At 43.4% G+C, this 25,625-nt stretch carries 25 protein-coding genes and 1 tRNA gene; 20 read left to right on the top strand and 6 right to left on the bottom strand.

Annotated elements, in window-relative coordinates:
- Window positions 1-7: 7 nt before the first annotated feature.
- The 3 genes from HFD85_RS12355 to HFD85_RS12345 all read right to left on the bottom strand — a co-directional run bounded on the left by HFD85_RS12355 (window position 8) and on the right by HFD85_RS12345 (window position 2,784).
- A complete protein-coding gene (locus HFD85_RS12355; RefSeq protein ID WP_167610006.1) occupies window positions 8-1,483 on the bottom strand; it encodes a Gfo/Idh/MocA family protein in 1,476 nt (491 codons plus the stop codon).
- Window positions 1,484-1,698: 215 nt separating this feature from the next.
- Window positions 1,699-2,343 (bottom strand): fasciclin domain-containing protein, encoded by a 645-nt coding sequence (locus HFD85_RS12350; RefSeq protein WP_167610003.1) that lies wholly within the window; start codon window positions 2,341-2,343, stop codon window positions 1,699-1,701.
- Between the two features lie 365 nt (window positions 2,344-2,708).
- A tRNA-His gene (locus HFD85_RS12345) sits at window positions 2,709-2,784 on the bottom strand.
- Between the two features lie 176 nt (window positions 2,785-2,960).
- Between HFD85_RS12345 and HFD85_RS12340 the strand changes: the two genes are divergently transcribed.
- From HFD85_RS12340 to HFD85_RS12250, 19 genes are all read left to right on the top strand, one after another.
- Complete coding sequence (locus HFD85_RS12340) at window positions 2,961-3,506, top strand: RNA polymerase sigma factor (protein ID WP_167610000.1); 546 nt, start codon at window positions 2,961-2,963, stop codon at window positions 3,504-3,506.
- 25 nt (window positions 3,507-3,531) lie between these two features.
- Window positions 3,532-4,038 carry a hypothetical protein gene (locus HFD85_RS12335; protein ID WP_167609997.1) on the top strand — a complete coding sequence of 169 codons (507 nt, stop codon included), beginning with the start codon at window positions 3,532-3,534 and terminating at the stop codon, window positions 4,036-4,038.
- A 14-nt stretch (window positions 4,039-4,052) separates the two neighbouring features.
- Window positions 4,053-5,147 carry a DUF4097 family beta strand repeat-containing protein gene (locus tag HFD85_RS12330; RefSeq protein ID WP_167609994.1) on the top strand — a complete coding sequence of 365 codons (1,095 nt, stop codon included), beginning with the start codon at window positions 4,053-4,055 and terminating at the stop codon, window positions 5,145-5,147.
- A gap of 237 nt (window positions 5,148-5,384) precedes the next feature.
- Window positions 5,385-6,104 carry a head GIN domain-containing protein gene (locus HFD85_RS12325; RefSeq protein WP_167609990.1) on the top strand — a complete coding sequence of 240 codons (720 nt, stop codon included), beginning with the start codon at window positions 5,385-5,387 and terminating at the stop codon, window positions 6,102-6,104.
- 17 nt (window positions 6,105-6,121) lie between these two features.
- Window positions 6,122-6,613 (top strand): hypothetical protein, encoded by a 492-nt coding sequence (locus HFD85_RS12320; protein WP_167609988.1) that lies wholly within the window; start codon window positions 6,122-6,124, stop codon window positions 6,611-6,613.
- A gap of 22 nt (window positions 6,614-6,635) precedes the next feature.
- Window positions 6,636-7,283: a hypothetical protein gene (locus HFD85_RS12315; RefSeq protein ID WP_167609985.1), complete on the top strand. Its 648-nt coding sequence runs from the start codon at window positions 6,636-6,638 to the stop codon at window positions 7,281-7,283.
- A gap of 120 nt (window positions 7,284-7,403) precedes the next feature.
- Complete coding sequence (locus HFD85_RS12310) at window positions 7,404-8,336, top strand: DMT family transporter (RefSeq protein ID WP_167609983.1); 933 nt, start codon at window positions 7,404-7,406, stop codon at window positions 8,334-8,336.
- 303 nt (window positions 8,337-8,639) lie between these two features.
- On the top strand, window positions 8,640-9,143 hold the full coding sequence (locus tag HFD85_RS12305; RefSeq protein ID WP_167609980.1) for a YkgJ family cysteine cluster protein: 504 nt from the start codon (window positions 8,640-8,642) through the stop codon (window positions 9,141-9,143).
- Complete coding sequence (locus tag HFD85_RS12300; protein WP_167609977.1) at window positions 9,140-10,627, top strand: ATP-binding cassette domain-containing protein; 1,488 nt, start codon at window positions 9,140-9,142, stop codon at window positions 10,625-10,627. Before HFD85_RS12305 ends, HFD85_RS12300 begins: the two co-directional genes overlap by 4 nt.
- A gap of 86 nt (window positions 10,628-10,713) precedes the next feature.
- Entirely contained in the window at window positions 10,714-11,037 is a 324-nt protein-coding gene (locus HFD85_RS12295; RefSeq protein ID WP_167609974.1) for a hypothetical protein, read from the top strand.
- Window positions 11,038-11,211: 174 nt separating this feature from the next.
- Complete coding sequence (gene porQ, locus HFD85_RS12290; protein WP_167609971.1) at window positions 11,212-12,240, top strand: type IX secretion system protein PorQ; 1,029 nt, start codon at window positions 11,212-11,214, stop codon at window positions 12,238-12,240.
- 51 nt (window positions 12,241-12,291) lie between these two features.
- Complete coding sequence (gene cmk / locus HFD85_RS12285; protein WP_167609968.1) at window positions 12,292-12,987, top strand: (d)CMP kinase; 696 nt, start codon at window positions 12,292-12,294, stop codon at window positions 12,985-12,987.
- On the top strand, window positions 12,984-13,847 hold the full coding sequence (locus HFD85_RS12280; protein ID WP_167609965.1) for a 4-hydroxy-3-methylbut-2-enyl diphosphate reductase: 864 nt from the start codon (window positions 12,984-12,986) through the stop codon (window positions 13,845-13,847). Before cmk ends, HFD85_RS12280 begins: the two co-directional genes overlap by 4 nt.
- Window positions 13,848-14,168: 321 nt before the next feature.
- Window positions 14,169-16,643: a replication restart helicase PriA gene (gene priA, locus HFD85_RS12275; protein ID WP_167609962.1), complete on the top strand. Its 2,475-nt coding sequence runs from the start codon at window positions 14,169-14,171 to the stop codon at window positions 16,641-16,643.
- 195 nt (window positions 16,644-16,838) lie between these two features.
- Window positions 16,839-17,834 (top strand): bifunctional heptose 7-phosphate kinase/heptose 1-phosphate adenyltransferase, encoded by a 996-nt coding sequence (locus tag HFD85_RS12270; RefSeq protein WP_206081965.1) that lies wholly within the window; start codon window positions 16,839-16,841, stop codon window positions 17,832-17,834.
- Window positions 17,835-17,952: 118 nt separating this feature from the next.
- Window positions 17,953-18,756: a ParA family protein gene (locus tag HFD85_RS12265; RefSeq protein ID WP_167609959.1), complete on the top strand. Its 804-nt coding sequence runs from the start codon at window positions 17,953-17,955 to the stop codon at window positions 18,754-18,756.
- Between the two features lie 8 nt (window positions 18,757-18,764).
- Entirely contained in the window at window positions 18,765-19,631 is an 867-nt protein-coding gene (locus tag HFD85_RS12260) for a ParB/RepB/Spo0J family partition protein (protein ID WP_240925046.1), read from the top strand.
- A 58-nt stretch (window positions 19,632-19,689) separates the two neighbouring features.
- Window positions 19,690-20,322, top strand: a complete 633-nt coding sequence (locus HFD85_RS12255; RefSeq protein ID WP_167609956.1) for a DUF5683 domain-containing protein — start codon at window positions 19,690-19,692, stop codon at window positions 20,320-20,322.
- Entirely contained in the window at window positions 20,322-21,938 is a 1,617-nt protein-coding gene (locus HFD85_RS12250; RefSeq protein ID WP_206081964.1) for a lytic transglycosylase domain-containing protein, read from the top strand. The genes HFD85_RS12255 and HFD85_RS12250 overlap by 1 nt, the downstream gene beginning before the upstream one ends.
- 60 nt (window positions 21,939-21,998) lie before the next feature.
- Here HFD85_RS12250 and HFD85_RS12245 read toward each other — a convergent pair whose 3' ends face one another.
- A complete protein-coding gene (locus tag HFD85_RS12245; protein ID WP_167609953.1) occupies window positions 21,999-23,120 on the bottom strand; it encodes a DmpA family aminopeptidase in 1,122 nt (373 codons plus the stop codon).
- A gap of 18 nt (window positions 23,121-23,138) precedes the next feature.
- Window positions 23,139-23,351 carry a DUF5808 domain-containing protein gene (locus HFD85_RS12240; protein ID WP_167609734.1) on the bottom strand — a complete coding sequence of 71 codons (213 nt, stop codon included), beginning with the start codon at window positions 23,349-23,351 and terminating at the stop codon, window positions 23,139-23,141.
- A gap of 456 nt (window positions 23,352-23,807) precedes the next feature.
- On the opposite strand from HFD85_RS12240, the gene HFD85_RS12235 reads away from it, so the two are divergent.
- Window positions 23,808-24,032 carry a hypothetical protein gene (locus HFD85_RS12235; protein WP_167609950.1) on the top strand — a complete coding sequence of 75 codons (225 nt, stop codon included), beginning with the start codon at window positions 23,808-23,810 and terminating at the stop codon, window positions 24,030-24,032.
- A gap of 353 nt (window positions 24,033-24,385) precedes the next feature.
- Here the strand turns inward: HFD85_RS12235 and HFD85_RS12230 are convergent, their stop codons facing one another.
- Complete coding sequence (locus HFD85_RS12230; protein ID WP_167609947.1) at window positions 24,386-25,603, bottom strand: glycoside hydrolase family protein; 1,218 nt, start codon at window positions 25,601-25,603, stop codon at window positions 24,386-24,388.
- Window positions 25,604-25,625 lie beyond the last annotated feature (22 nt).

The raw sequence follows: 25,625 nt of genomic DNA, 5'->3' as shown, positions 1-25,625 counted from the left end.
AATTAAATTATATCTGTTCCCAGCCTTTTCTATAATTGTGTCGAATCCATTCTTCGGCCATTTCCAGTGCCGGAAGTGTTGCATAATCCTTGTTGAAACGCGGATCGCCATTCACAACTTCAAAATTATCGCGTGTAAGAATACGCAGTTTATCCGAAGATGATATGTTTTTGAAACGCATATTTGGTCCGTCCCATTCCAGCTTGCGCTGCAGGCTTTGCAAGCGAACGGCCAGCACACCCATTACCACCATTTCATTCAGAGGTCCGGCATAACTAAAGTTAGAAGAGGCTTCCACACGGTGGCTTTTGTCTTCTTTGCAGGCTCTTATCCAGTCTTGTTCGTGGCCACCTTCCATTGCATCCGCAATTCTTCGAATCGACATTTTAGGTTGATCGAAATGCGCCATTTCCGACGTTGGCAGCAAGGTAGGATTGGCGGCATAAGTTCCACACATAATTTTCCCGCGTGTTCCGTAAAAAATACAGCCACCGCCATCGTCACCCATTTGTTCGTCGTCTTTTAGTTCGTCGGGACGAGGTGGCATAAATCCACCGTCGTACCAATGCACGCTAACCTCTGGCATTCCCACTTTTGGCAGATTATCACGGCGTGGAAACTCGTAACGGACAAACTCGGCATTCGGCGCCGAATCGTTATTAAATGCAGTTGAACTGGCTTCAACACTTGTCGGGTATTGCAGGTTGAGCGCTTTAAATACCGGGTCGAGAATATGGCAGCCCATATCGCCTAGAGCTCCGGTACCAAAATCCCACCAGCCACGCCAGTTCCAGGGGTGATAAATCGGATTATAATCGCGGAAAGGAGCGGGGCCGATAAACAGATCCCAGTCCAGATCTTTGGGTACACGTTTGCTTTTTTCAGGACGGCTTAATCCCTGTGGCCAGATGGGGCGGTTGGTCCAGGTGTCAACATGCGTGATTTCACCAATGCTACCTGCCCAAATCCATTCGCAGATTTGACGGATTCCTTCAGCAGAATTTCCCTGGTTACCCATTTGCGTTGCTACGCCGTAACGTTCAGCGGTTTCGGCCAGGATTCTTGATTCGTACACAGAATGGGTAAGCGGTTTTTGAAGAAAAACATGCTTCCCTTCACGCATGGCCATCAAAGCAGGAAGTGCGTGCGTATGATCCGGAGTGGCGATCATTACTGCATCAATATCTTTTTCCTGTTCGAACATCACCCGGAAATCTTTGTATTGTGTGGCCCGGTGCCAACGCGGGAAAGCATTCCTGCCTGCGTATTCCCAATCCACATCGCAAAGCGCAACGATGTTTTCAGTTTCCATGAATTTTAGGTTGGTGAAGCCTTTTCCGCCAACACCGATCCCTGCAATGTTTAGTTTGTCACTGGGTGCCTTATGGCCGAGTCCGGCAATTACATTGGATGGAACAATAGTTGCTCCGGCAATCCCTGCCGAGGTGGTCATCAAAAATTTTCTGCGTGATAAATTCGTCATTTTCTCTGTTTCAAAACCTTGCGAAAAATAGGAAAAATATAGGCGAATGCCTACGAACGAAGCTTTGTATTTAAGGATTTTGAATAAACATTAACAAGATTTTAGGGGCGACTTGATTTTGGAACTTGTATTGCGCGTTTCACAAGGGGTATTCTTAAATAAAAAGAGCAACACTGTACGTGCTGCCCTTCGATGTATTCATGGCGTTATCTCTATTAAACCTCAATCGGTAGTATTACGGCGTCAATCACATGGATTATTCCGTTGGATGCCGAAATGTTAACCATTAGGTTACCTTCTTCATCTGTTACGAAATTGGCAGTATTACCAACAGCCCAAATCATTCCGGCATTGTCTACTTTAAATGAAGCACCTTCAAGTAAAGTTTCAATGTTTCTTGGACTGTTTTTCGGAACAACGCTGTTCGCAGCGCGGCGACCATCAGTTACGTGATACAGAAGTACATTTAAAACCAAGCCGGCATCCAGATCAGTTATTGCAGTAACTCCCAGTGCACCATACAAAGCTTCAAAAGCGGCATCGGTCGGTGCAAATACGGTGTATTGATCAGTGCCGTTCAAAAACATATCTACCAGGCCAGTACCCAGCGAATCGTCAACATATAATAATGCAGCAACCAGTTCGTCAAATTCTCCATCATCTGCCAGGGCAATCTCGGCAATACTTAAATCACCCTTCTTTACGGCTTTTCCGGCTTTCAATTCAGCATCTTCGGTTGAGATGGGTTCAAAATCATCACTCGGTTTTTCACAGCTTATTGTCATGGCTGCAACAGCAAAAAGTGTTAGGAATGCAAAAATTCGTAAGTTCAATTTCTTTTTAAGATTTAGAGTCTTCATGTCTTTTAATTTTTAATTGTTACACCTACTCTAACAGAATCTCTGCTTAAAATGTTTAAGCAAAATAGTATAAAAATAAACAAAAAGTTATTTTAACTCGTGTAAGACTTGAAAATAAAGGTGTTTTATATAGATGTTAAAAAAAGTTAAAAATAAATGATCTATAAATTTGAGGCAGCCTTGAGCTCGGAAATGCCTTCCTCGTGCTTCATTTTTGTGTAAAACAAAATTGATGTTCTCAGGCGGAAAGAAAGTGTGGGAATTCTAACTCCCTATAAAAAATTGTTTGGATAAAAGTGGCGAGTGGTAACAAAATCTGGTTGAATAACACACATAAAAAAAGCTCCGGATTTCTCCGAAGCTTTGGGTGGAAGACCGGACTTGAACCGGCGACCTCTGGAACCACAATCCAGCGTTCTAACCAACTGAACTACATCCACCATTTGTTTTGCGGGTGCAAATATAAATATTTTATTTGTTCATCAACTTAAATTTAAGAAAAAACAAAATTCATTTTTAGTGTTCGAGTAATATCTTCTAAAAAATAAATACCAATTGTGTAAATTTCATGCAACCCCTGTATCTTTTTCTTGTCATTAAAATTGAAAGTTGCACAATTGGGAAACGTAGAGCACATACATAAAAAAATAATTGAGGCATGTAAGAAGGGAAACGAAAGTGCCCGTTACCAGTTGTATCAACTGTATGCAAAGGCTATGTACAACGTAAGTTATCGCATGATGAACAACCGTGAAGAAGCCGAGGATATGTTGCAGGAAGCATTTACGCAGGCCTTTATGAAACTCGACTCATTCCGGTACGAATCCAGTTTCGGATCGTGGTTAAAACGAATTGTTGTGAACACCTGTATCAATGCCATAAACAAACGTAAAGTTGATTTGACGTATTGCGAGGAAATTTATTCCGATGCTGTTTCGGAAGAAGAGGAAGCGGAGCCGGTTTATACGGTTCAATTGGTTACCCGGGCCATTGAACAACTTCCGGAAGGAAGCCGGATGGTGCTTTCGCTTTACCTGCTCGAAGGTTACGACCATGGAGAAATTGCCCAGATTATGGGAATTACCGAGTCGACCTCGAAAAGCCAGTACATGCGGGCAAAACGAAAGGTGGCCGATTTATTAAAAGGAATTACAGAAGGATAATGGATACAATTAAAATCGGATAACGATGAAAAAAGACAGGTTAGAGGAATTTGTGAGCGCCAATCGCGATGAGTTCGATTTTAGAGAACCGTCGCCGGAACTCTGGGAGAAGATTGCAAAAAATACCCCGCAAAAGAAAGTTGTGCCGTTAAGAAGCTATTTTATGCGCGTGGCAGCAGTTCTTGTTGTTGCACTTATTAGTTCGGTTCTGGTGTGGCAATCCGGTATTTTATCGTCGAATAAACTGGCCCGAAATGCCGATCCCGAGCTGGTTGAACTGATGGAAACAGAAACCTATTACTCGCATCAGGTGAATAAAAAGCTGAAGGAAATTCAAAAGTGTTATTACACCTATCCCGAATTGAAGGACGAAATTGAAACCGACCTGAACGAACTGGAAGATATGTATAAAGTATTGAAAGACGATCTGGGAGAAAACATATCGAATAAAAGTGTTATTGAGGCCATGATTGAAAACAACCGTTACCGCTTAAAACTTTGCGACGACGTGTTGGAACAAATTAATTGTTAAGAAAGGAGTATTCCATGAAACGTTATATTTTGACAGGATTTTTCATTTTGGTACTTGGCCTGCTGCCGTTTTGGTCGAAGGCTCAGTTCAGCGATACACGCGAGCTGGTAAAGGAGTTTGCCGTGTCGCCCGAAACCCAGATTGAAATTGCCAATAAGTACGGGAAAATAGACATTAATACCTGGGATAAAGATTCTGCGGTGTTCGAGATCAGTATCAGGGTGGAAGAGAAAAAACTGTCGAAGCTCGAAGAATCGATGCGTAACATTGAATTTGATGTGACCAGCAGCGGACATTACCTGATTATAAAAACCGAGGTGGAAAAAAACAAAGGAGGACTGTCGAAAGAGTTCCAGAAGTTTAAAGAAACCCTGCTGAGTTCCGATGGGAATATCCAGGTGGATTACACAGTTTGGGTTCCGAAAACCAACCGCCTGAAAGTTGAGAACAAATTTGGTGATATTTTTATTGGTGATTACATGGGAGAGGTGTGGATCAACCTCTCGAACGGAAATCTGAAAGCCAACGATTTTACTGAAAATCTCGACCTAACACTAAATTTTGCCGATGCCACCATCAACTCTGTTAAAAAGGGGAGGCTCGACTGTAATTTTAGTGAACTTTACCTGAAAAAAGCAGAATCTGTTCGGATAATCAGTAAATCCACCGAGTTCGATTTACAGGAAATCGGGGAACTAAATGCCGATTCGCGTCGCGACAAATTCCGGATACAGCAAGTTGATTTAATAGATGCACAGGGAAGCTTCTCCAATTTCAGAATAAACGAACTTACCGACCGGATAAACCTAAAGTCGGAATACGGCGATGTGGAAATTGACAATATTGCTGCCGATTTTGGGGGCGTCATTCTCCAGTCGAAATCCACCGATATCAGTTTGTATTTTAACCGTGAGTCTCTGTTTAATTTCGAAATCAACCACAGTAAAACGCAGCTTTCGCTCGACGATTATTTGAAGGTTGCCGATGAAAAAGTTAGCGATGATGAAAAAACGGTAACATTGAAAGGTAGTTTTGGAAAATCTTCTGAAGCCACTCCAAAGCTGAACATCACAGCAGAATCGGGCAGTTTGAGCATTCGCTCGAAATAAATTTCACTTTTTTTAAGAAAAGTTGCAACCCTCAAAAAAATCACCTGTCTCTAAAAATGAAACAAGCATGATAAGATATTTGAAATAAGCCATAAAGAATAATTTCATGCGAGTTCCATCTGTCACCGTTTAAAATAAACAATACTAAACAGATGAAAACAAATAAACGTTGGCCAAATGAGGTCGCCAGCCTCAGGTCGTGAAAACAATTAAACAAAAACAGAAAATTTTAGTAACATGAAAACACTTACAACTTTTTTGACCGGAGCACTTTTTTTGCTCTTAACAGCCACCAGCTGCATCAACGACATCAACGTTAGTGGCAATGGAATTCAGGCTACAGAATCGAGAACCACTTCTGCTTTTAGCCAGGTAAAATCTTTAGGCGCGTTCGACGTTTACATTACAAACGGTGAAGAATACAGCGTTATGGTTAGTGCCGACGAAAACCTGTTGCAATACATTGAAACGTATGTAAGTGGTGAAACGCTTAAAATCGATATTGACGAATTACACAGCGTTAAAGCCATTGTTCCGATGGAAGTTTACATCACCACTCCGGTTTTGGATGGCGTTATTCAAAGTGGTTCGGGTAAGATCATTGCCGATTATTTTGAGACTGACCATTTTGATGCAGTGCTCTCGGGATCGGGAAGGATAGTAGCCTTATTCGGTGCCAATTCAGGAGATGTTTTGTTGTCAGGTTCAGGTCAGCTGGATATCTCAGGTAGTGCCGACCACGTTGAGTTGGTTGTCAGCGGGTCGGGTAATATCGATGCAGCCGATCTGGCAGTGAACGATTGTAAAACACTTACGTCGGGATCAGGGAATATGTGGGTCAGTGTTGACGATTACCTCGAAGCGCGTATCTCGGGAAGTGGTAATGTTTATTACTACGGAACTCCTACGCTTGAAACACACATTTCAGGCTCAGGCCATGCAATTCATAAAAACTAACTTCAAAGTACCTCGCCATGAAGAAGACTTTAGTACTGATTCTCCTCTTGTTCCCAGCCATCGCATTTTCGCAATTGTATAAAAATGCTGTAGGTATCCGGGGCGGACTTACATCAGGATTCGAATACCGCATTTACACCGACGATGCCAATTCATATAAATTCCTGCTCGGCTCACGCGACAACGGCGTTCAGCTGCATGCTTTTAAGGAATTTCACCAATACGACATGTTCAATTTCACCGATCAGTTAATTTTTTTCTACGGTGCCGGTATGCACATCGGGTACGAACAGTGGCAAAAACATTATGTTGAAGGTAACAGCAGTTGGTACGAAGAACGAACCGCAATGCTGGCTGGTCTCGACGGCCTGGTCGGGCTCGAGTACCAGTTTTACGAAGTGCCCATCTCGTTGGGACTGGAAGTAAAACCATACTTTGATATACTTGGCAGGGAGATGTTCAACGTTGAATTATTCGACTTTGCTTTTACCGTGAAATATCTATTTTAAAAAACATTTAAACATATTTAAAATGAAACAATTAAGCATTTTTCTTGTGCTTATAATGGCCGCGCTTTACGCCGGCGCACAAGACGACTACCGAAGCGATGAGGTAGAAACCATCTTCTCAAGAAATAAAAGTAACGGAGGTTACGGTGCGTTCTCCATCGGATATTCACAAATTGATGGTCGCGATGCACTGATTACCGGTGCCCGCGGAGCATTTATTTTTGATCACTCTTTTGCCATTGGTTTAGGCGGATACGGTTTTGTGAACAATCTCGATTATGACAGCTACGTTGGAGACAATCCCGAAGAACGATTTATGCTTGCCGGTGGTTATGGCGGAATATTTCTTGAACCGATTATTGCAGGAACAAAACCGGTGCATGTTTCCTTCCCGATTTTGGTGGGAATGGGTGGCATTGCATTGGTCGAAAATAACGGCTGGGGCTGGGAATGGGATATCGATCCCTACCACCCGGGACATGAATACGATCACGATTTGTTTTTTGTTTTCGAACCAGCCGTGGAACTGGAATTTAACCTTACACGGTTTTTCAGAACCTCGGCATATGCCAGTTATCGTTTCACTTCCGACATCGATTTGTATGATACCGAACAGGATGTACTGCGAGGTTTCAATTTCGGAATGACGTTCAAGTTTGGGAAGTTTTAGGAGGGGTGAGTAAAAAGAAAATGCCGGGGCAATTGTGTTCCGGCATTTTTGTTTTTTCAAACCGGATCATCTGTCGCGTTTATCGTTAATTGATTAATTTTGCCGCCTCAGTCATTAATAATGAAGAACAAAGACTTTCTGGCGTATGGATCAGCTTTGGGAGCTGCTTTTTTCTGGAGCTTTTCGTTTATCTGGTTTAAAATTGCCTACCTGGGTTACGATCCCATTACGGTAGTGATTTTCAGATTGGCTATTTCTGCGGTTCTGATCAGTGTGATCGCCTGGAGTTTGAAACGCTTTCAGCTGCCTTCAAAGAGGGATTTCTGGTTGTTTGTGCTGATGTCGTTTTTCGAGCCTTTCCTGTATTTTATTGGCGAAAGCTACGGATTAATGTATATCTCATCGACAGTGGCAGCAGTAATTGTGGCCACCATCCCATTGTTTTCGCCCATTGCAGCATGGTTTTTTTACCGCGAACAGGTACGCTGGATGAATGTGGCAGGCCTGCTTTTTTCTTTTGTCGGAGTTGGACTGGTGGTTTTAAATGGTTCCTTTCGTTTCGATGCTTCTCCACTGGGCGTTGGGCTCGAATCGATGGCTGTACTAGCCGCCATTTCGTACTCTATCGTGTTGCGAAACCTGGTAGGGCGCTACAATACACTTTCGATAATTGCCTGGCAAAATATTATAGGAGTAGTGATGTTTTTACCGGTGTGGTTGGGGCTCGAATTTCAGGAGTTTACAAGCAAGCCATTTCATCCGCAAGCGTTCCGTGCCATTGTATTCCTGGCTGTTTTTGCCTCCACGCTTGGTTTTGTGTTCTTTACGCAAGCCATCCGAAGCCTGGGGGTAAATCGTTCGAATACTTTTATTAACCTGATCCCCGTTTTTGTGGCTATTCTTTCGGTTATTATTCTGAAGGACAGTTTAGGCATTCAGCAAATTATTGGTATTCTGATCGTAGTTTCAGGTTTGTTCCTGGCTCAACTCAGGAAGCGCAGGAAGGCAGATGCTTTTGAGGCCATTGAAGTTAGCACACAACGTAAAGGTTAGTGTTCAGTTTTCAGTCGCAGTGACGAGTGGGTGTTAGGCTGCTGACTACGAGACAAAACAAACTGTCACCTGCTGAATAGAGAAATAGTGATTAGCGAATGATGATTAACGATTGAAGATTTAAGAATGAATGAAAAAAGTTACCAGTCTCAGTGTCCAGAACGTCATCCTGAACTTGTTTCAGGATCTTTTCAATGACCAGTGATAGTTTCACAATTTGAAAGTATCATCAATTAGAATGACGAATATTAAATAAAAGCCAAACAAGCTTGCGGCTTGAAGCTTTAAACTTGAGGCTAAAAAATGAAAAGAGTAGAATATAAAACGCCGGAACAATTAAAGATACTGACCGATAAAAACCGGGCTGAAACGACTGCTTTTCTGAAAAAGCTGAAAAAGAAAAAGCCCAAAAACCTGGATGATGTGGTTCACGACCTGCATGTGGCGGCTTTTTCAGATTTCGATTGCCTCGATTGTGCCAACTGTTGTAAAACCATTGGCCCGCGGCTGATTGATAAAGATGTGGAGCGCTTGGCCAAACATTTAAAAATGAAGCCTTCGGAGTTTATGGATCAGTACATTGTGGTGGACGAAGACGGCGACATGATTTTTCGCGAACATCCCTGTCCGTTTTTGCTGCCCGATAATTATTGCATGGTTTACGAAAGCCGCCCGCGTGCCTGCCGCGAATATCCGCACACCGACCGCAAACGTTTTTACCAGATTCTGAATCTTACCCATAAAAATTGTGAAACCTGCCCGGTAGTTTCCGATATTGTGGAAGAATTAAAAAAGAAGGAGTGGTGAACTATCAAAATCCTATAGTTACTTTGGTTGACCTTGCTTACAAAGTGAATTATAAAACTATTCTGCAGGATTTAAATGTGGCAATTGCCAAAGGCGAAAGCGTAACTATCACAGGTCCTTCCGGTAGCGGGAAAACGACGCTGCTAAATATTATCGGTCAAAAGCTCAAGCCAACTACGGGTCAAATCATATTTGCAGAAGAAATAACTTCAAAACTGGTACCGCAACAGGACGATTTTCTGTCGGCATCAGGATTGCGGGTTTCCTATTACAGCCAGCGCTACGAAAAACCCAATGAAGAATTGGTTCCGACTGTTCGTGAATTTCTCCTGAAAAAAGTTCCCGGAACCGGGCAGGAAGCGATAACCACGGTTTTGGAGGAACTTGAAATTGAATACCTGTTTGAGCGCAAAATATTGTCTTTAAGTAACGGTGAGCGAAAACGCGTCCAACTGGCTGAAGCTTTGTTGCAGAAACCCGATCTGCTGCTTTTCGATCAGCCTTTTGTGGGACTTGATGTACATGCAAGAGAAACTTTTTTTCGTATTCTTGAAAAACAAAAGCAGGCCGGAATTACAATGGTTTTGGTGAGCGAATCAGGTCTTATTCCGCCATTTACTGACCAACATATTGAGCTGGAGCTTCAGGACGAAAAGCAACACACCTTTCACCGCGGATTTGATGCCTCAAAGAATGAGGAATTAAATGCCTTTCCCGAACTCAGTATAAAGGAACAACAGGGTTACGATTCTATAGTTAAAATGAACATTGTAAAAGTGATGTATGGTGGAGAAGCTGTTTTGTCGGAAATCAACTGGGAAATAAAACCGGGTGAAAAATGGCTTTTGCAGGGACATAACGGTGCGGGTAAAACGACTTTACTGAGTCTTATTTCTGCAGATAATCCGCAGGGCTATTCCAACGACCTGATGTTGTTCGACCGCAAACGCGGAAGTGGCGAAAGCATCTGGGATATTAAAGCGAAAATAGGTTTTGTATCGCCCGAGTTGCACCTTTATTTTATTCGCCGGCGTGGTTTGTACAATGCAGCGGCATCAACCGAAGTAAGCTCTTCTTCAATGAAATGCCTCGATGTGGTTTTGTCGGGATTCAAAGATGAAGTAGGCTTTACAACCACCTCTTCGCACATGGAAATTGAAACTGCGCGAAAATGGCTTCATCTGCTGCAAATGGAGCATTTAGCCACCGCTCCGTTTTTGCATGTTTCGTTGGGCGAACAACGGATCATTCTTTTGGCGCGGGCATTGGTTAAATCACCTGATCTTTTAATTCTTGACGAACCGTGCCAGGGACTTGATTCGTCGCAAGTCAATCGCTTCACCTCTGTTTTGAATGAGGTTTGTACCAGAAACCACACCACCCTTATTTATGTAACACACCGTAAGGAAGAGGTTCCTTCGTGTATCACACATTTTTTGGAGTTGAAAAAAGGCCGGGTAATTGGATCTGGTGTTTTTAGCTAGAGGATTTTTTTCTGTCAGGTTACTGCATTCTCTTCGATTTTATGTAAAATATGATATCTTTATGGAGCTAAACGAATATTGCTATTATGGGCTATAACGGAATGGGCTACCAGCGATGGATAGCAACTATGAAACCCAGAAAATTCCTTTCGAAACGAAGCAAACCTGACGGTGGAGGCGGAGATGCCCGGCATACCCCGGATGTCGGAGATTATTATCACATCAGCAAACGCGACTTTAGCTGGCTCAGGCAAAAAAAGTATTCCCAAAGCGACAAACGTAAATTGCGGGCGAAATTATTTCAACAAAGGCATCAGCAAAACATTGGTTTTACAATAGGTATTGTGTTTACCTTTCTTGCGGTTCTGCTCCTGGTCCTTTATCTCAACCATAAATTGAACTGGTTTTAAAACCCCAAATTATACTATTTAATTACCTTTGGCGTTTTATACGAAAAAGAAGCAAAGTGAACTGTATTTACTTGTGGTATAAAGCCGATGTATAGTTGGCAGGCTTTACAAAGCATGGCGCATTTAAAGACTTTCACCAAATAACAATCGGTATTATTGAAAATTAAATCGCGAATGAAGCGAAAGGTTTACCTTATTTTATTACTTGGAATTATTGCATTAACCGGCCGGGCACAGATTGGTGGTGAGTACACCTACCAGTTTCTGGAGCTCACCAACTCGGCCAGAATTGCTGCTTTGGGAGGTACCCAGGTAGCCGTTTCCGATTCATTGGATTTAAATCTTCCGTACCATAATCCCTCGTTGCTGCACCGCGAAATGAGTAATCGTGTGCTGGTGAACTATGTGAATTACCTGGCCGATATTAATTATGGATATGCCTCTTATGCGCAGTCGTATGAAGGGATTGGGAACTTTGCCGTTGGTATGCATTACATTAATTACGGGAAGTTTGAGGAAGCGCTTGAAACGGGAGAGTTGACCGGTGCTACTTTTAAAGCTGCGGAATATGCGCTGAACCTGATCTACTCGAACAGTTACCAGCGCTTAAGTTACGGAGTAAACTTAAAACCTATATTTTCTTCTTTCGAAAGCTATCAATCGTTTGGAATTGCCGCTGATTTGGGGCTGAATTTCAGCAGTAAGTCAAAGTTTACAACTGTTGGAATTGTAGCACGAAATTTCGGAACACAGATCAGCACATATTATCAGGATGGTAAACGCGAAAAAATCCCGTTTAACCTTGAAATGGGAATCAGTCAGCGTTTACAACATGCACCCTTAGTGTTTTCAGCTACCTTGCAGCACCTCACTCAGTGGGATCTGTCAAGCCCGGCAGAAGAGCCTGATTTTTCAACCGAAACCATTTACGAATACGACGAGAAATTCATGAAGCAATTTATGCGTCACCTGGTTTTTGGTGTAGAGCTTCTGCCTTCGGAAAACTTTATTTTAAGGGCCGGTTACAATTACCAGCGTCGTCAGGAACTGAAGTTTGAAGAGAAAGCTTCAACAGTAGGTTTTTCGGCAGGTTTCGGTTTGCGAATCAAACGCTTCAGGCTCGATTACGGAATCTCCCGTTTTCATTTAGCCGGATCGTCAAACCTCTTTTCGCTTTCGATTAACCTGAACGACAATTTGTAAAAAAGGACTAAATTCTCTTAAATAATTCTCATCTTTGTTAGCTGAAATCATATGAGCGAAAAAAAGATCATAATTGCAATCGACGGGCATTCATCGTGCGGAAAAAGCACGATGGCTAAACAACTGGCACAAAAACTGGGTTATATCTATATTGATTCGGGAGCCATGTACCGGGTAGTTACCTTGGTGGCGCTGCGAAATGGCTGGATGGAAAATAAAGTACCCGACGTAGCAAAAGTGATCGAAGGACTAAAGGACATAAAAATTACATTTCAGTGGGATGAAAGCCTGGGGAAAAACACCACTTTTCTGAATGGGGAAAATGTGGAGGAAGAGATTCGCCGGCTGGAAGTTTCCGAAAATGTGAGCCCGATTAGTACCATTGCTGATGTGCGAAAAGAAATGGTTCGCCAGCAACGCGAGAACGGTGTTAACAAAGGAATTGTAATGGATGGCCGCGATATCGGCACCGTTGTTTTTCCCGATGCCGAGCTCAAGATCTTTATGACAGCATCGCCTGAGATTAGGGCCGAACGCCGCTATAAAGAGCTGAAAGAAAAAGGGCTGGATGTAAGTTTCGAGGAAATTCTGGCTAATGTTGAAGGCCGCGATAGGATCGATTCAACACGTGCCGCGAGTCCGTTGAAACAAGCCGACGATGCACTTGTTTTGGATAACAGCCATATGACGCGCGAAGAACAATTGGAGTGGACCATAAACAAAGTAAAAGAAATAATTGAGGGATGATAGTTGAGATTGACAGACGATCTGGTTTTTGTTTTGGAGTAATTAATGCGATCAAGGAAGCAGAAAACGAGTTGCAGCGCGAAGGCAGCCTGTATTGTCTGGGCGATATCGTTCACAACGGGATGGAAGTGGAACGCCTCGAAAAAATGGGCTTGAAATCCATTTCAAAAGACGAATACTTCAAACTGAGCAATTGTAAGGTGCTGATCCGTGCCCATGGTGAGCCGCCGGAAACGTACGAACACGCCAAAAACAACAATATTGAACTCATTGATGCAACCTGTCCGGTAGTTATTACGCTGCAGGAAAAGGTAAAAGGTTCGTACCTGAAGAACAATCAGCAGCAAGGGCAGGTGGTGATTTATGGCAAAAAAGGCCACGCTGAGATCATCGGCCTTAACGGGCAAACCGATAACAGTGCGATTGTAATCGAGAGTATGGCCGATCTGGAAAAAGTGGACCCGAGCCGTCCGGTGGCGTTGTATTCGCAAACAACAAAGCGCATCGAAGATTTCTACGACATTGCACAAAGCGTAAAATCGAAAATGCAACCCGGAGTTCCGCTGGAAATTAAGGATACCATTTGTCGTCAGGTTTCAAACCGGGTGCCGAATCTGAAAAAATTTGCAACGCAATACGATCTGATTCTTTTTATTGCCGGCGAGAAAAGTTCGAACGGTAAGTACCTCTACACCATCTGTAAAGAGGAAAATCCAAAATCATACAAAGTGGCTACCATCGATGAAATCAATCCCGATTGGTTTGAAGGCGTAAATTCGGTAGGAATTTGCGGCGCTACATCAACACCCAACTGGTTAATGGAGAAAGCCGCAGAATGGGTACACGAAAAGTTTGATTAGTTTAAATCTGTTTTGCGCCTTGAGCCGCCTTTCTCCAAAAGATCACATACAGCGGAAATTATTTTGCACCGTCTTTTAAGGCGGTGAGGCTGATTTCACAGATCGAGCTAATTTTTTTAGGATTTTTGGAGATTTTAATTTACAAAAATCCTAAAAAAAATCTTGGTCACGGAACTGGTTGTAACACCGCTCTAAAGAACGGTGCAAGAAATTGGAGTTTGTGTTTATATAGAATTCACGTTGTTTGAGGTGTTACTTGATCAAGTTTCTTACTTCCACCTTGTGTTTTTATGTTATTTTTAACCCTGGTAAAACTACCACATGGCTCAACTTTATGCACAGGTAATATTGCCCCTTTCGTTGCACGATGCTTACACTTACAAAGTGCCGGCTTCGCTGGAAAGTGCTGTTGTGCCGGGTAAACGGGTGATCGTTCAGTTCGGTGCGCGAAAATTGTATGCCGCGCTGGTCAGCTCACTCAGTTTAACTAAACCTGATAATGTTGAAGAAATAAAGGAAATACAGGAGGTTTTAGACGAACATCCTGTGGTGTTGACCCGGAATTTTCAGTTGTGGCACTGGATGGCGCAATATTATTGCTGCACTTTGGGCGACGTTTTTCGCGCGGCACTTCCAACCGGGCTAAAGCTCGAAAGCAAAACCAAAGTTTTTTTAACCGGTTCCGAAGAAGAAGCCGAGCTGTCGGAAACTGAAAGTCTGATGCTTCGCGAAATTGAGAATGAAACCAACATTCTTGCTGACTTGCAACGAAAACTGGGAACCAGTTTTTCATATTCCACACTTAAAGCACTGATGAATAAAAATCTGGTTTATGCCGAGGAAAAGATCAGCAGAAAATACCGCCCCAAAACAGAAGGTTTTGTAAAACTGAATTCGTCGATTACTTCTGAAAAAGAACTCAGTAAAAAGCTTGAACTGCTGAAACGGGCCAAAAAACAGGAGGCACTTCTGCATCATTTTTGTGACCTTACGCGGGTTTTTGAGCCGGATGCTCTGCCCGAAATTTCAAAAAAAGAATTGCTTCACGGAACCAGTTTTGCTCCGGCGCTGGTAAAAGGCCTGGCCGAAAAGCATATTTTGGTCGATTATCAGAAGCAGGTGTCCAGGCTCGATGAGGAACAGATTGAGCAGGTGAGCATCAATATGCTCAACAAGTACCAGGCAAAGGCGTTGGAAGAAATCAAGCACGAATTTGAAACACAGCAGGTAGTTTTGATCCACGGGATCACAGCAAGCGGGAAAACCGAAATTTACATTCACCTGATCGACGAAATACTAAAATCGGGCAAGCAGGCATTGTACCTGGTTCCCGAAATCGCTTTAACCACCCAGATCGTTCAGCGTTTAAAGAATGTATTCGGACACAAAGTGGGCATTTATCACTCGAAACTAAACAGCCAGGAGCGCGTTGAGATTTGGGAAAAAACACTGCTTTTTGCTGAAAAACCGGATGAGGGATACCAGGTCATTCTCGGGGCTCGCTCAGGAGTATTTTTGCCCTTTTCAGATTTGGGATTGATCATTGTGGATGAGGAGCACGAAAACTCCTTTAAGCAGTTCGATCCGGCGCCGCGTTACAATGCCCGCGACATGGCGGTTGTGATGGGCTATCAAAACCAGGCGAAGGTAGTGCTGGGGTCAGCAACCCCTTCGTACGAGTCCTACCACAACGCTCTCGCTCAAAAGTACGGGCTGGTAAATCTGACCAAACGCCATTCCGAAATGGAACTTCCCGAGATTGTTGTGGCCGATATGAAACGCGCCTATAAACGTAAAGAAATGCATTCGGTGCTCACGCCTCAGTTGTTCGAGTTGGTGGAATCGGCCCTTGAAAACAAAGAGCAGGTGATCCTCTTCCAAAACCGGCGCGGCTACTCACCTTATGTTGAGTGTTTTTCCTGCGGGAACATTCCAAAGTGCGAACGTTGCGACGTGAGCTTAACGTATCACAAATACAAAAAGCGCCTGACCTGTCATTATTGTGGTTTTAGCTACCAGCTTCCCGAAAGGTGCGACGAATGTGGCTCGCCCGAGATCAAGACCCGCGGTTTTGGTACCGAAAAGATTGAGGACGAGATCAAGCAATTGTTCCGAAATGCAAGGATCGACCGCATGGACCTGGACACCACGCAAACGAAAAATGCCTTCGAAAAAATCGTAGGTAAACTGGAAAAGCGAAAGACCGATATTCTGATCGGCACCCAAATGGTGACTAAAGGCCTCGATTTCGATCATGTGAGTGTGGTTGGTATTTTAAATGCCGATAACCTGATCAACTTTCCTGATTTCAGGGCACACGAGCGGGCTTTTCAATTGATCTCGCAGGTGGCAGGGCGTGCCGGAAGAAAACACAAGCGCGGCAAAGTGGTCATTCAAACCACGCAACCCGAACATCCGCTCATCGATCTGATTAGCCGGCAGGATTTTAAGCAAGCCATGAAGTTGCAATTCGAAGAACGGCAGTTGTTTAAATACCCGCCATTTTACCGACTCATAAAAATAGTGGTGAAACACAAGAATCTGGAGACCGTTGATCGCGTGGCCAAACATCTTGCAGATTTCTTACGAAAGAACAGGTCGCTCGTTATTCTTGGCCCCGAATTCCCGATGATCAGCCGCATTCAGTTGTGGCACCATAAGGAAATCTGGATAAAAATCGATCGGAAGTTACCACTCGATCAGGTAAAATCAGGTATAATGGAAGCCGTAAAAGCTGTTAAGTCAGCACCTTCAAACAGCAACAGTCAGATCAATATCGATGTCGATCCGTTTTAAGTAGTTTCTGACTCATCCGGATTCAATCTCCATTCAATCTGCCTCAATCTCTTTCAATCCAATTCAATCCATTCTTCGCCCTTCTCAACACGTTCCTGCATCTGCAATTTTCTTCTTGTCTCGCCTTCGTTTTATGCGTTAACACATTTTTCGGGCATGGAATTTTTTATAGATTTGTAGCCTTAACACAATTTTGTGAACAGTAAAGACGTAAATCAGATTTTTGAACAGTTTTCCCGGATGCGGGTTCTTGTCATCGGCGACGCCATGCTCGATACCTATCTGTGGGGGAAGGTAGAACGGCTTTCTCCTGAAGCTCCGGTTCCCATTGTTTCGGTTACCCGGCGCGAAAACCGACTTGGCGGCGCGGCAAATGTAAGCCGTAATATTCAGGCTTTGGGCGCCACTCCGATACTCTTTTCGGTTGTTGGCGACGATGATAACGGCAAGGAATTCGAGAGCCTGCTTCTAAAACGCGAATTAAGCAACAAAGGAATTTTTGTAGATACTTCGCGGAGTACAACGGTTAAAAACCGGATCATCAGCAGCGGCAAACAGATCGTGCGTGTTGATGAGGAATCTACGAGCTACATTTCGAAGGAAATGGAGCAAAAACTGATTAGCGCCATACTGCAGGAAATTGAAGAAAACAAGATCGATGTGATCGTTTTTGTTGATTACGACAAGGGCATTATTACGCCAAACTTGTTTGAAACAGTTAACAAAGCAGCCATCGAAAAAAATATTCCAACAGCCGTTGATCCCAAACGGCGAAATTTTTGGAACTACAAAAATGTTAGCCTGTTCAAGCCGAATTTTAAGGAGTTTGTTGAAGGCATTGGCCAACCCATTGCAAAAGACGATCTGGAAACCATAAAAATGCATGCCGACAGTTTTAAACAACAACAAAACCTGAAACTCATTTTTATTACCCTTTCAGAGCTTGGTGTATTTATAAGTAACGGCGTGAAAGAGCAGTATTATCCGGTGGTAATTCGCGATATTGCTGATGTTTCAGGGGCCGGCGATACCGTGATTGGAGTAGCCAGTCTGGCAATGGCAGCCGGGCTTTCACCAAAAGTTATGGCGCTGATGTCGAACCTTGCGGGCGGCCTGGTTTGCGAGAAGGTTGGCGTAGTTCCGGTCGACAGCGAACAGCTCCGAAAAGAAATGAAATCAGCTAAGTATTAAACAAGTTATTCACGATAAAATCGTTGATAGCTTACTGATAACCCGTTAATAAAAAATCGATGGAGGTTTTTGGGTTTTTGTTACCTTTGAAACCACTCTAAAAGAAAAAGACGCGTAGATGGGAAAAATAATTTCGTTGGCAAATCAGAAAGGAGGAGTTGGAAAAACCACCACTACCATTAACCTGGCCGCCAGTTTGGCGGTGCTTGAGCAGAAGGTGCTGGTGATTGATGCCGATCCGCAGGCAAACGCAACTTCAGGACTGGGATTTGATGTGAACAATGTTCAGTCGAGCATTTATGAATGTATTGTTGATGATGTGGATGCCAGCAAGGTGACGCTGAAAACTCAGATCGAAAACCTCGATTTGATTCCGTCGCACATCGATTTGGTGGGAGCCGAAATTGAGATGCTGAACATGCCCAACCGTGAAAAAGTTTTGAAAAACGCGATTGAGCAGTTAAAAGAAAATTACGACTTTATATTTATCGACTGTTCGCCATCCTTAGGACTGATCACCGTGAATGCATTAAGCGCTTCTGATTCGGTAATTATTCCGGTGCAGTGCGAATATTTTGCCCTGGAAGGTTTGGGTAAACTGCTCAACACCATCAAAATTATTCAGAGTCGTTTGAATCCCGAGCTAGCGATCGAAGGCTTCCTGCTTACCATGTATGATGGTCGATTGAACTTGTCGAACCAGGTTTACGAAGAAGTGAAGCACCATTTTCAGGAAATGGTTTTCGAAACTGTTATTCAGCGAAATGTAAAGCTCAGCGAGGCACCAAGTTACGGGAAACCGGTGGTGCTTTACGATGCCAGTTCACGGGGTGCGATTAACCACATGAATCTGGCGCGTGAGATTTTGCAGCGTAATGAAATGACCCAGATGTCGAAAGATAAAAATATAGTAATCAATTAAGGGAGTTTATGATGGTAAAGCGAAACGCACTGGGAAGAGGACTTGGAGCATTGATCGACGACGCCGAAAAAGTACAAATGGGCGCCGGCATCAGTGAAATTGATCTCAGTAAAATTGAGGCAAATCCTTTTCAGCCGAGGACAAAATTTGATGAAGAGGCTTTGCAGGAACTCGCAACGTCCATCAAGGAAATTGGCCTGATCCAACCGATCACGCTGCGAAAAGTTGCTGAAGACAAATACCAGATCATTGCCGGTGAGCGTCGTTTCAGAGCATCACAACTGGCCGGGCTCAAGTCAATTCCGGCATACGTTCGTAAAGCTAAAGACGACGGCATGCTGGAGATGGCGCTGGTTGAAAACATTCAGCGCGAAGACCTCGATTCCATCGAAATTGCAATAAGCTACCAGCGTTTGATTGATGAGCTGGAATATACCCAGGAAGAACTGAGTTCAAGGGTCGGGAAAAAGCGTTCGACCATTGCCAATTACCTGCGCTTGTTAAAATTACCGGCCATTGTTCAGAAGGGATTGATCGACAAAGAAATTTCAATGGGGCATGCACGTGCCATTATCAATATTGAAGATGAGAATCTTCTGATCGACATTTACGAACAGATTGTTAAACACGGTTTTTCGGTAAGAAGAGTTGAAGAGATCGTTCGCAATCTCAATACGCAGGACGAAACAAAGGACGCTAAAAAAGGCCCGAAATTTCCGAAGGAATACAACGGCTTTAAAAAGCAGCTGGATCAGATTTTTAGTACCCGTGTCGATTTCTCGATGAATGAGAAAGGAAAGGGGAAAATCACTATCCCATTCAAATCTGAGAAGGATTTGGAGCGAATTGTTAAAATAATAGAAAATCAAAAATAAACTTTAACTTTCAGCTCAATACGTTTCGTATTTTCTATTTTTGCCCAAAATTCTTAGTGTGAACGCAGGGAACCTTTTTTCTAAAATACTTGTCATTTTACCTGTTCTGTTTATTTGTTTTAGTGCAAACGGACAAATTCTTGATGTAGATTCTACCCGTATTGTGGAGATGAATCAGGAAACTGAAAAGCAGGTAAAGGAAGTGCATTCACCTAAAAAAGCAACCATTTATTCGGCGATTCTGCCGGGGCTGGGACAGGCCTACAACAAAAAATACTGGAAAATTCCGTTGGTTTACGCGGGTTTTGGTACCCTGGGTTATTTCATTCACTGGAACAACGGCAACTACCAAATAATGAAAAATGCCTACAACGATTTTACGGATGATGATCCGGATACCAATTCGTATCTCGATTTGGATGGGGCACAGTATTATAACCTGGAAAAGGAACCTGATATTACGAACTTTAAGACCAACGTGGCCAAACAGCAGGATTATTACCGCCGGAACCGCGACCTGCTGGTGATTTGTACTTTTGGTTTTTATGGCCTTCAAATCATCGATGCCAGCGTTGATGCGCATTTTTTCGATTTCGACATCAGTGAAGACCTGACGTTTAACTGGCAGCCAACCATGAACTCCTTTAACAGGCAACCTGTTTACGGTTTAAACTGTACATTTACTTTTTAATGATGAATAAGTACTTTCTTTTAAATATTCTCTTTTTTATTTTTTCGGTGAACGCCATGGCACAGTTTCAGGATTCGATTCCTGTTGATCTGGCTGAACTGGATACCTTCGCTACTGATTCGCTGGAAACGGACTCCATCAGCAACGAATTACTGCAAATTGACGATGACCTGAATAGTGTTTTCTCCGACAGAATGGACAGTCTGCTGCACTCGTGGGAGGTACAGAATCGTTTCAATTTCGACAGTTCGGAAGTGGTTTTTAATTCTTATCCGACAAATATCAGTGATTCGGTATACATGGAGCGCCTGAAAGATATCGAGCAGGTGATCGACTTGTCTTACAACCAGGTGGTAAAACGCTACATTCAGATGTATACCGAAAAGAAGCGCGATCTGGTGGAAGTGATGCTGGGACTTTCGGCCTACTACTTTCCTATTTTTGAAGAAACGCTCGACAAATACGATATGCCACTCGAGATCAAGTACCTCGCCATTATTGAATCGGCGCTGAATCCAACAGCACGTTCAAGGGCTGGCGCCAACGGTCTCTGGCAGTTTATGTACGGAACGGCAAAAAATATGAAGTTGGAGATCACCAGCTTTGTGGATGAGCGCCGCGACCCGATCAAGGCTACCGATGCTGCGGCACGTTACCTCGAACGTTTGTACGATATTTACGGCGACTGGCACCTGGCAATTGCAGCTTACAACTGCGGCCCGGGAAATGTGAACCGTGCGATTCGTCGCTCGGGAGGAAAAACCAATTACTGGGAAATTTATTACCGCCTGCCACGCGAAACCCGTGGTTATGTGCCGGCATTTATTGCGGCAACCTATACTTTCGAGCACTACAAAGAACATAACCTGGTGCCCCGGTATCCCGATATTCCCTTATCGGTTGATACGGTGATGATCAGCGATTACCTGCATTTCGACCAGGTGGTGGCTAACCTGGCTATCGACAAGGAACAGTTGCGTGCGCTCAATCCAATGTATCGACGCGATGTGATTCCGGCGAAAGCAAACAAGCCTTATCCACTGGTTCTGCCAAATTCGGTAATGTTGGATTTTGTTGAAAAAGACACTACAGTTCTGGCTTACGAACGCGAAAAATATTTTCCGAACAATACCTTGATAGATCCAACCACCAGTTCAGGCGGTTATTTTACTCCCGTTGATATTAAAGGAAAAGAAAAAGTGCTGTACACCGTGAAATCGGGTGATAATGTTGGTTTTATTTCATCGTGGTTTCATGTCCGGGCTTCCGACCTGCGTTACTGGAACAACATTAACCGCGATATCATTCGCGTGGGTCAAAAGCTGGCCGTTTATGTTCCCGAAGGACAAAAGGCAAGATATGAAAAGATCAACTCCATGAGTTTTGCTGAAAAGCAAGCTTCGATAGGTAAAACGGTTAAACCGGCCGAGCCGAAAAAGGTGGAACCGCTCGACCCGAACTATGTCTACCATACCGTGCGCAGTGGCGATACCATTTGGGATATTGCGAAACAATATGCAGGCATTTCTTCTGATGACATTATGAAGTTGAACAACCTGAGTAACGACCGTGGTTTGTATGTGGGGCAAAAGCTCAAAATCAAACGAAAAGGGTAGGCAATACTTTCAATTTTGTAAGTAGTATTGATATTGCTTTTGTCTGCTTCCTGCGGGCAGCTAGGGAGTAAATTTTCCTTTACCTTCGATTATTTCAAGGACCTCTTTTACCGGCAGCGCCTCAATTGTTAAGCCGTCTTTTCCTGTCATTGTTTTGGCAGCAAAAAGCGAATTTAAAATGGCTTCTTCGGTCGCTTCATTCACCGCCTCGAACAGCGGCGTAATTTTATCGTTTCGTAATTCCCTGTTTCCCACTAAGGTATTTTCTCCCGGGAAATAGGGAATGCGTAAATCTTCCGCCGTTGAAAAGGCGATCACATACTCGCCGCTTCCGTTCGAACCGCTTCCTCCGGTTTTTGCCAGTCCCAAGATTGCCCGTTTTGCAAGGCGTTTTAAGTTTCTTGCTGTTAAGGGAGCGTCGGTGGCGACTACGATCATACAGGAGCCATCGCCGGAATTCAACTGTTTACGCTCCTTTAATTCGTGGCCGACAGGCTTACCTGCAATGCTTAAATGACCGCCAAAATTGGTTTGAACCAGCACGCCAATCGTGTAGCCGCCTTTTTCTTTTGGCAAAACACGCGAGGCTGTTCCAATTCCGCCTTTGTATCCAAAACAAATGGTTCCCGTTCCGGCACCAACAGCGCCCTGTTCTACCGTCCCTGATTTGGCGTTAGTTATCGCTTCAATTACATGGTCTTTTGTTACATGTCGTCCCTGGATATCGTTTAAAGAACCGTCGTTGGTTTCCCCGACAATCGGATTGATGGATCGTACGTATTTTTTATTATCACCGCTGGAAAGCACATAATCGATTAAAGCATCAGCTGCAGTTGGAACCGATAACGTATTGGTGAGAATAATGGGCGTTTCTATTTCGCCAAGCTCTTCTACCTGCGAATAGCCGGTGAGTTTCCCAAATCCATTGGCAATATACATCGCAGCAGGAACCTTTTCCATAAATATATTTCCGTCGTGAGGAAGTACGGCAGTTACCCCGGTTCTTATATCGCTGCCCTCCATTATGGTGGTATGACCAACTTTTACACCCGCTACATCGGTAATCGCATTGTTCGCTCCTGTTTCATAAATCCCGGATATGATGCCGTAATCGCGGGGCAGTTTATTTTGTCCGAAGCAAACGGAACTAAAAAGCAAGAAGAGTATTAGAAGTTGTTTCATATTTTGAAATTGGCCACTTTATACGAAATATTGCGATGCAATAATGATCAGTATGATCGCCACAATTAATGCATAGCTCCAGGGACAAGCAAAGTTGAAAGTCCAGCCAGTTGATGTAATTTTGGGAACTGTTAAACGTGGATCTTTCCGGTTAAAATAAAAAACACCCCGCCAGTTAGCCGGATTTTTATGCATGGTGTCAAGCAACTCTTTTTCGATTTTTGATTTCATTGTTTTAAGGTAATGAACGAACGGCTATGTTTAAATTGAGATTCAAAATCAGCGCTTTGAGCCTGTGTTAATATATATGATATTCACCTTCATTCAGAGGTACAAAGAATTCTACTTTTCCACATTTGGGGCAAACATACAAGTCAAATGATTCTCGATTAATAAAAGCCTCAAATATATTTCCCAGAATTCCAATTTTAGGTCCTTCATGAAATTTGTATTCTCCTGAAAATATCATAGGCGCCTTGCACCTTAAGCAGTCAATTTGTCTTTTATTCTCGCTTAAATCTTTTATATCAATTACTTTTTGCTCTGACAGGCTGTAATTACAATTCCAGCATAACTCAAAATTGTCTTCGATCTCAGCTTTGCAATTGGGGCAGTTTTTCATCTTATTCCGTCGTATTTGTTTTAGTTCCAAAACTTATTTATCTGAATAAAAGTAATCATAATTCTTTGAAGAAAATCGTGGATGTTTGGTTAAAAGCTCACCGGAAGCCAAATGAAGGTTTAACCAAAAGTTTATTGATTGCCCGGAGTCCTAGTGAAGCTTTAAACGTTTGGTTAAACGTTCCCCCGGAGCAAAGTGAAGGCGTGGGTGTCTGTTTAAAGCATAAAAAAATGAAAGTTGAAGGCTTAACTGTTTGGTTATGGCTTCACCGGATATTATTCAGGCTTTAACCATTTGGTGATGGTTTTGATATTACCCCCTTCAAATAGTAAATGGAATTTTTGTCGCTCGTTTTCAAAAACAACTTTAAAGCCAGAATTATGAAGTTATTCGTGAAACTTTATCTGTTTCTACTCCAACCCGTACCGGGTTGTGGTGCTTTTCCCGATAAGGCCGTTACTACAATCTAACTCCTACGGAGTTTCTCAAATGGTATTATCGCGATAAAATCCTTTCCAATAATAAGCCCGGTAAGGGCTTGATTCTGGTAAAAAGCTATGTCCACAAAAGAAAAGGAATCCTGTAGGGATTCGGTCTCTGAATCCAGGTAAAATTCTTCCAGCTTCCAACTTCAAACCAGTTTCTACTGTTTCAACTTCAGTGGAATCTGCACATTAAACGATTCGCCTTTTGTGGTTGGATTAATGTTGATGATGGAACAGGCCGAATACAGTACCTGCGGATTTCCGGCATCGTCGATCAGCAATTGCGGGCGTTCCAGGCGATTCACTTTTAGGGTGTCGCCTGATTGCAGCACCAACTGCTTTTCCATAAAGAAGGGCTGTTCGGGCTTGGTCCACTTTAAACCATCTATCGATTCCAGGATAGCCAGACCCGGTTCCTGCCCCGTGATTTTACCCGAGAAGTCCTTAAATACCGCATAAAATTTTTGTTGCGTTTTGTGGTACCACACATAAGGATCTTCGGCACTGGCAATTTTCCCGTCTTCGGTTCTGATGTCGAAAATAATGTCATCGAGCGGAGTAAACGGCCCTGTTGGTGAATTGGAAAGCGCTACGCCATGTACGCCTCTCCAGTTCGGATCGTAAAGGTTGCCTTTAAAGTAAAGCAGGTATTTCCCGTCGGCAGGACGATAAGTCACCGAAGGGTTCACCACGATAATATTATCGGGTTTTGCCTGCGTTCCTTCTGGCGAAGGATCAACAATATTATCGGGTTTTACGCGAGTGCGAGGTGCCAAAATAGGAGCATCCGGCCGATTGAAGTTCCCGTTCATCAGGTCCTCGAAATTGTTAAACTCGATGACCGCAATTTTTTGATTTTGCTGAACGCGGTTACGTTTGTTTAGTTTCTCGCCGGGCGACCCGGGAGGCTGAACACCGGGATCTTTCGAGCCGATGTAATAGAGGTAATATTTACCGTTAAATTTTTTGATGTGCGGATTCGAAACCATTTGTGCATCCCAGGCGGCAGTATCGCCATCAAGAGCACGTCCGCGCAACACAATTTTCTGGAATTTGAAATCGTGATCGGGATAATCGGAAACGGCATACGCCAGTTTTGAATGCAGTACCCAGCCGTCAGTAAAAGCGGGGAGCGAATCGCCACATTCAAAAACATTGTAGATCATGTGGTATTTTCCATCGTCGCCCTTAACCACACTGCCTCCCCACACAAATCGATCGGGATCATTCAATGCCGATGGGCCAACCAGGATATTTCCCATTACGGTTGCATCGATCGGCTGAGCTTCAACCCTTATACTTTGTTCTTTTTTTTGTGCACAAGCCGCTGTAATTACCAGCAAACCTAAAATTCCGAAAAGTTTAAATTGTTTCATCTGTAATTTTAATAGCGTAACC

This window comes from Maribellus sediminis (genome assembly GCF_011799805.1).
Taxonomy (GTDB): domain Bacteria; phylum Bacteroidota; class Bacteroidia; order Bacteroidales; family Prolixibacteraceae; genus Draconibacterium; species Draconibacterium sediminis_A.
Note: the sequence above shows the minus strand (reverse complement) of the source record. Positions and strands in the feature narration are given on the sequence as shown.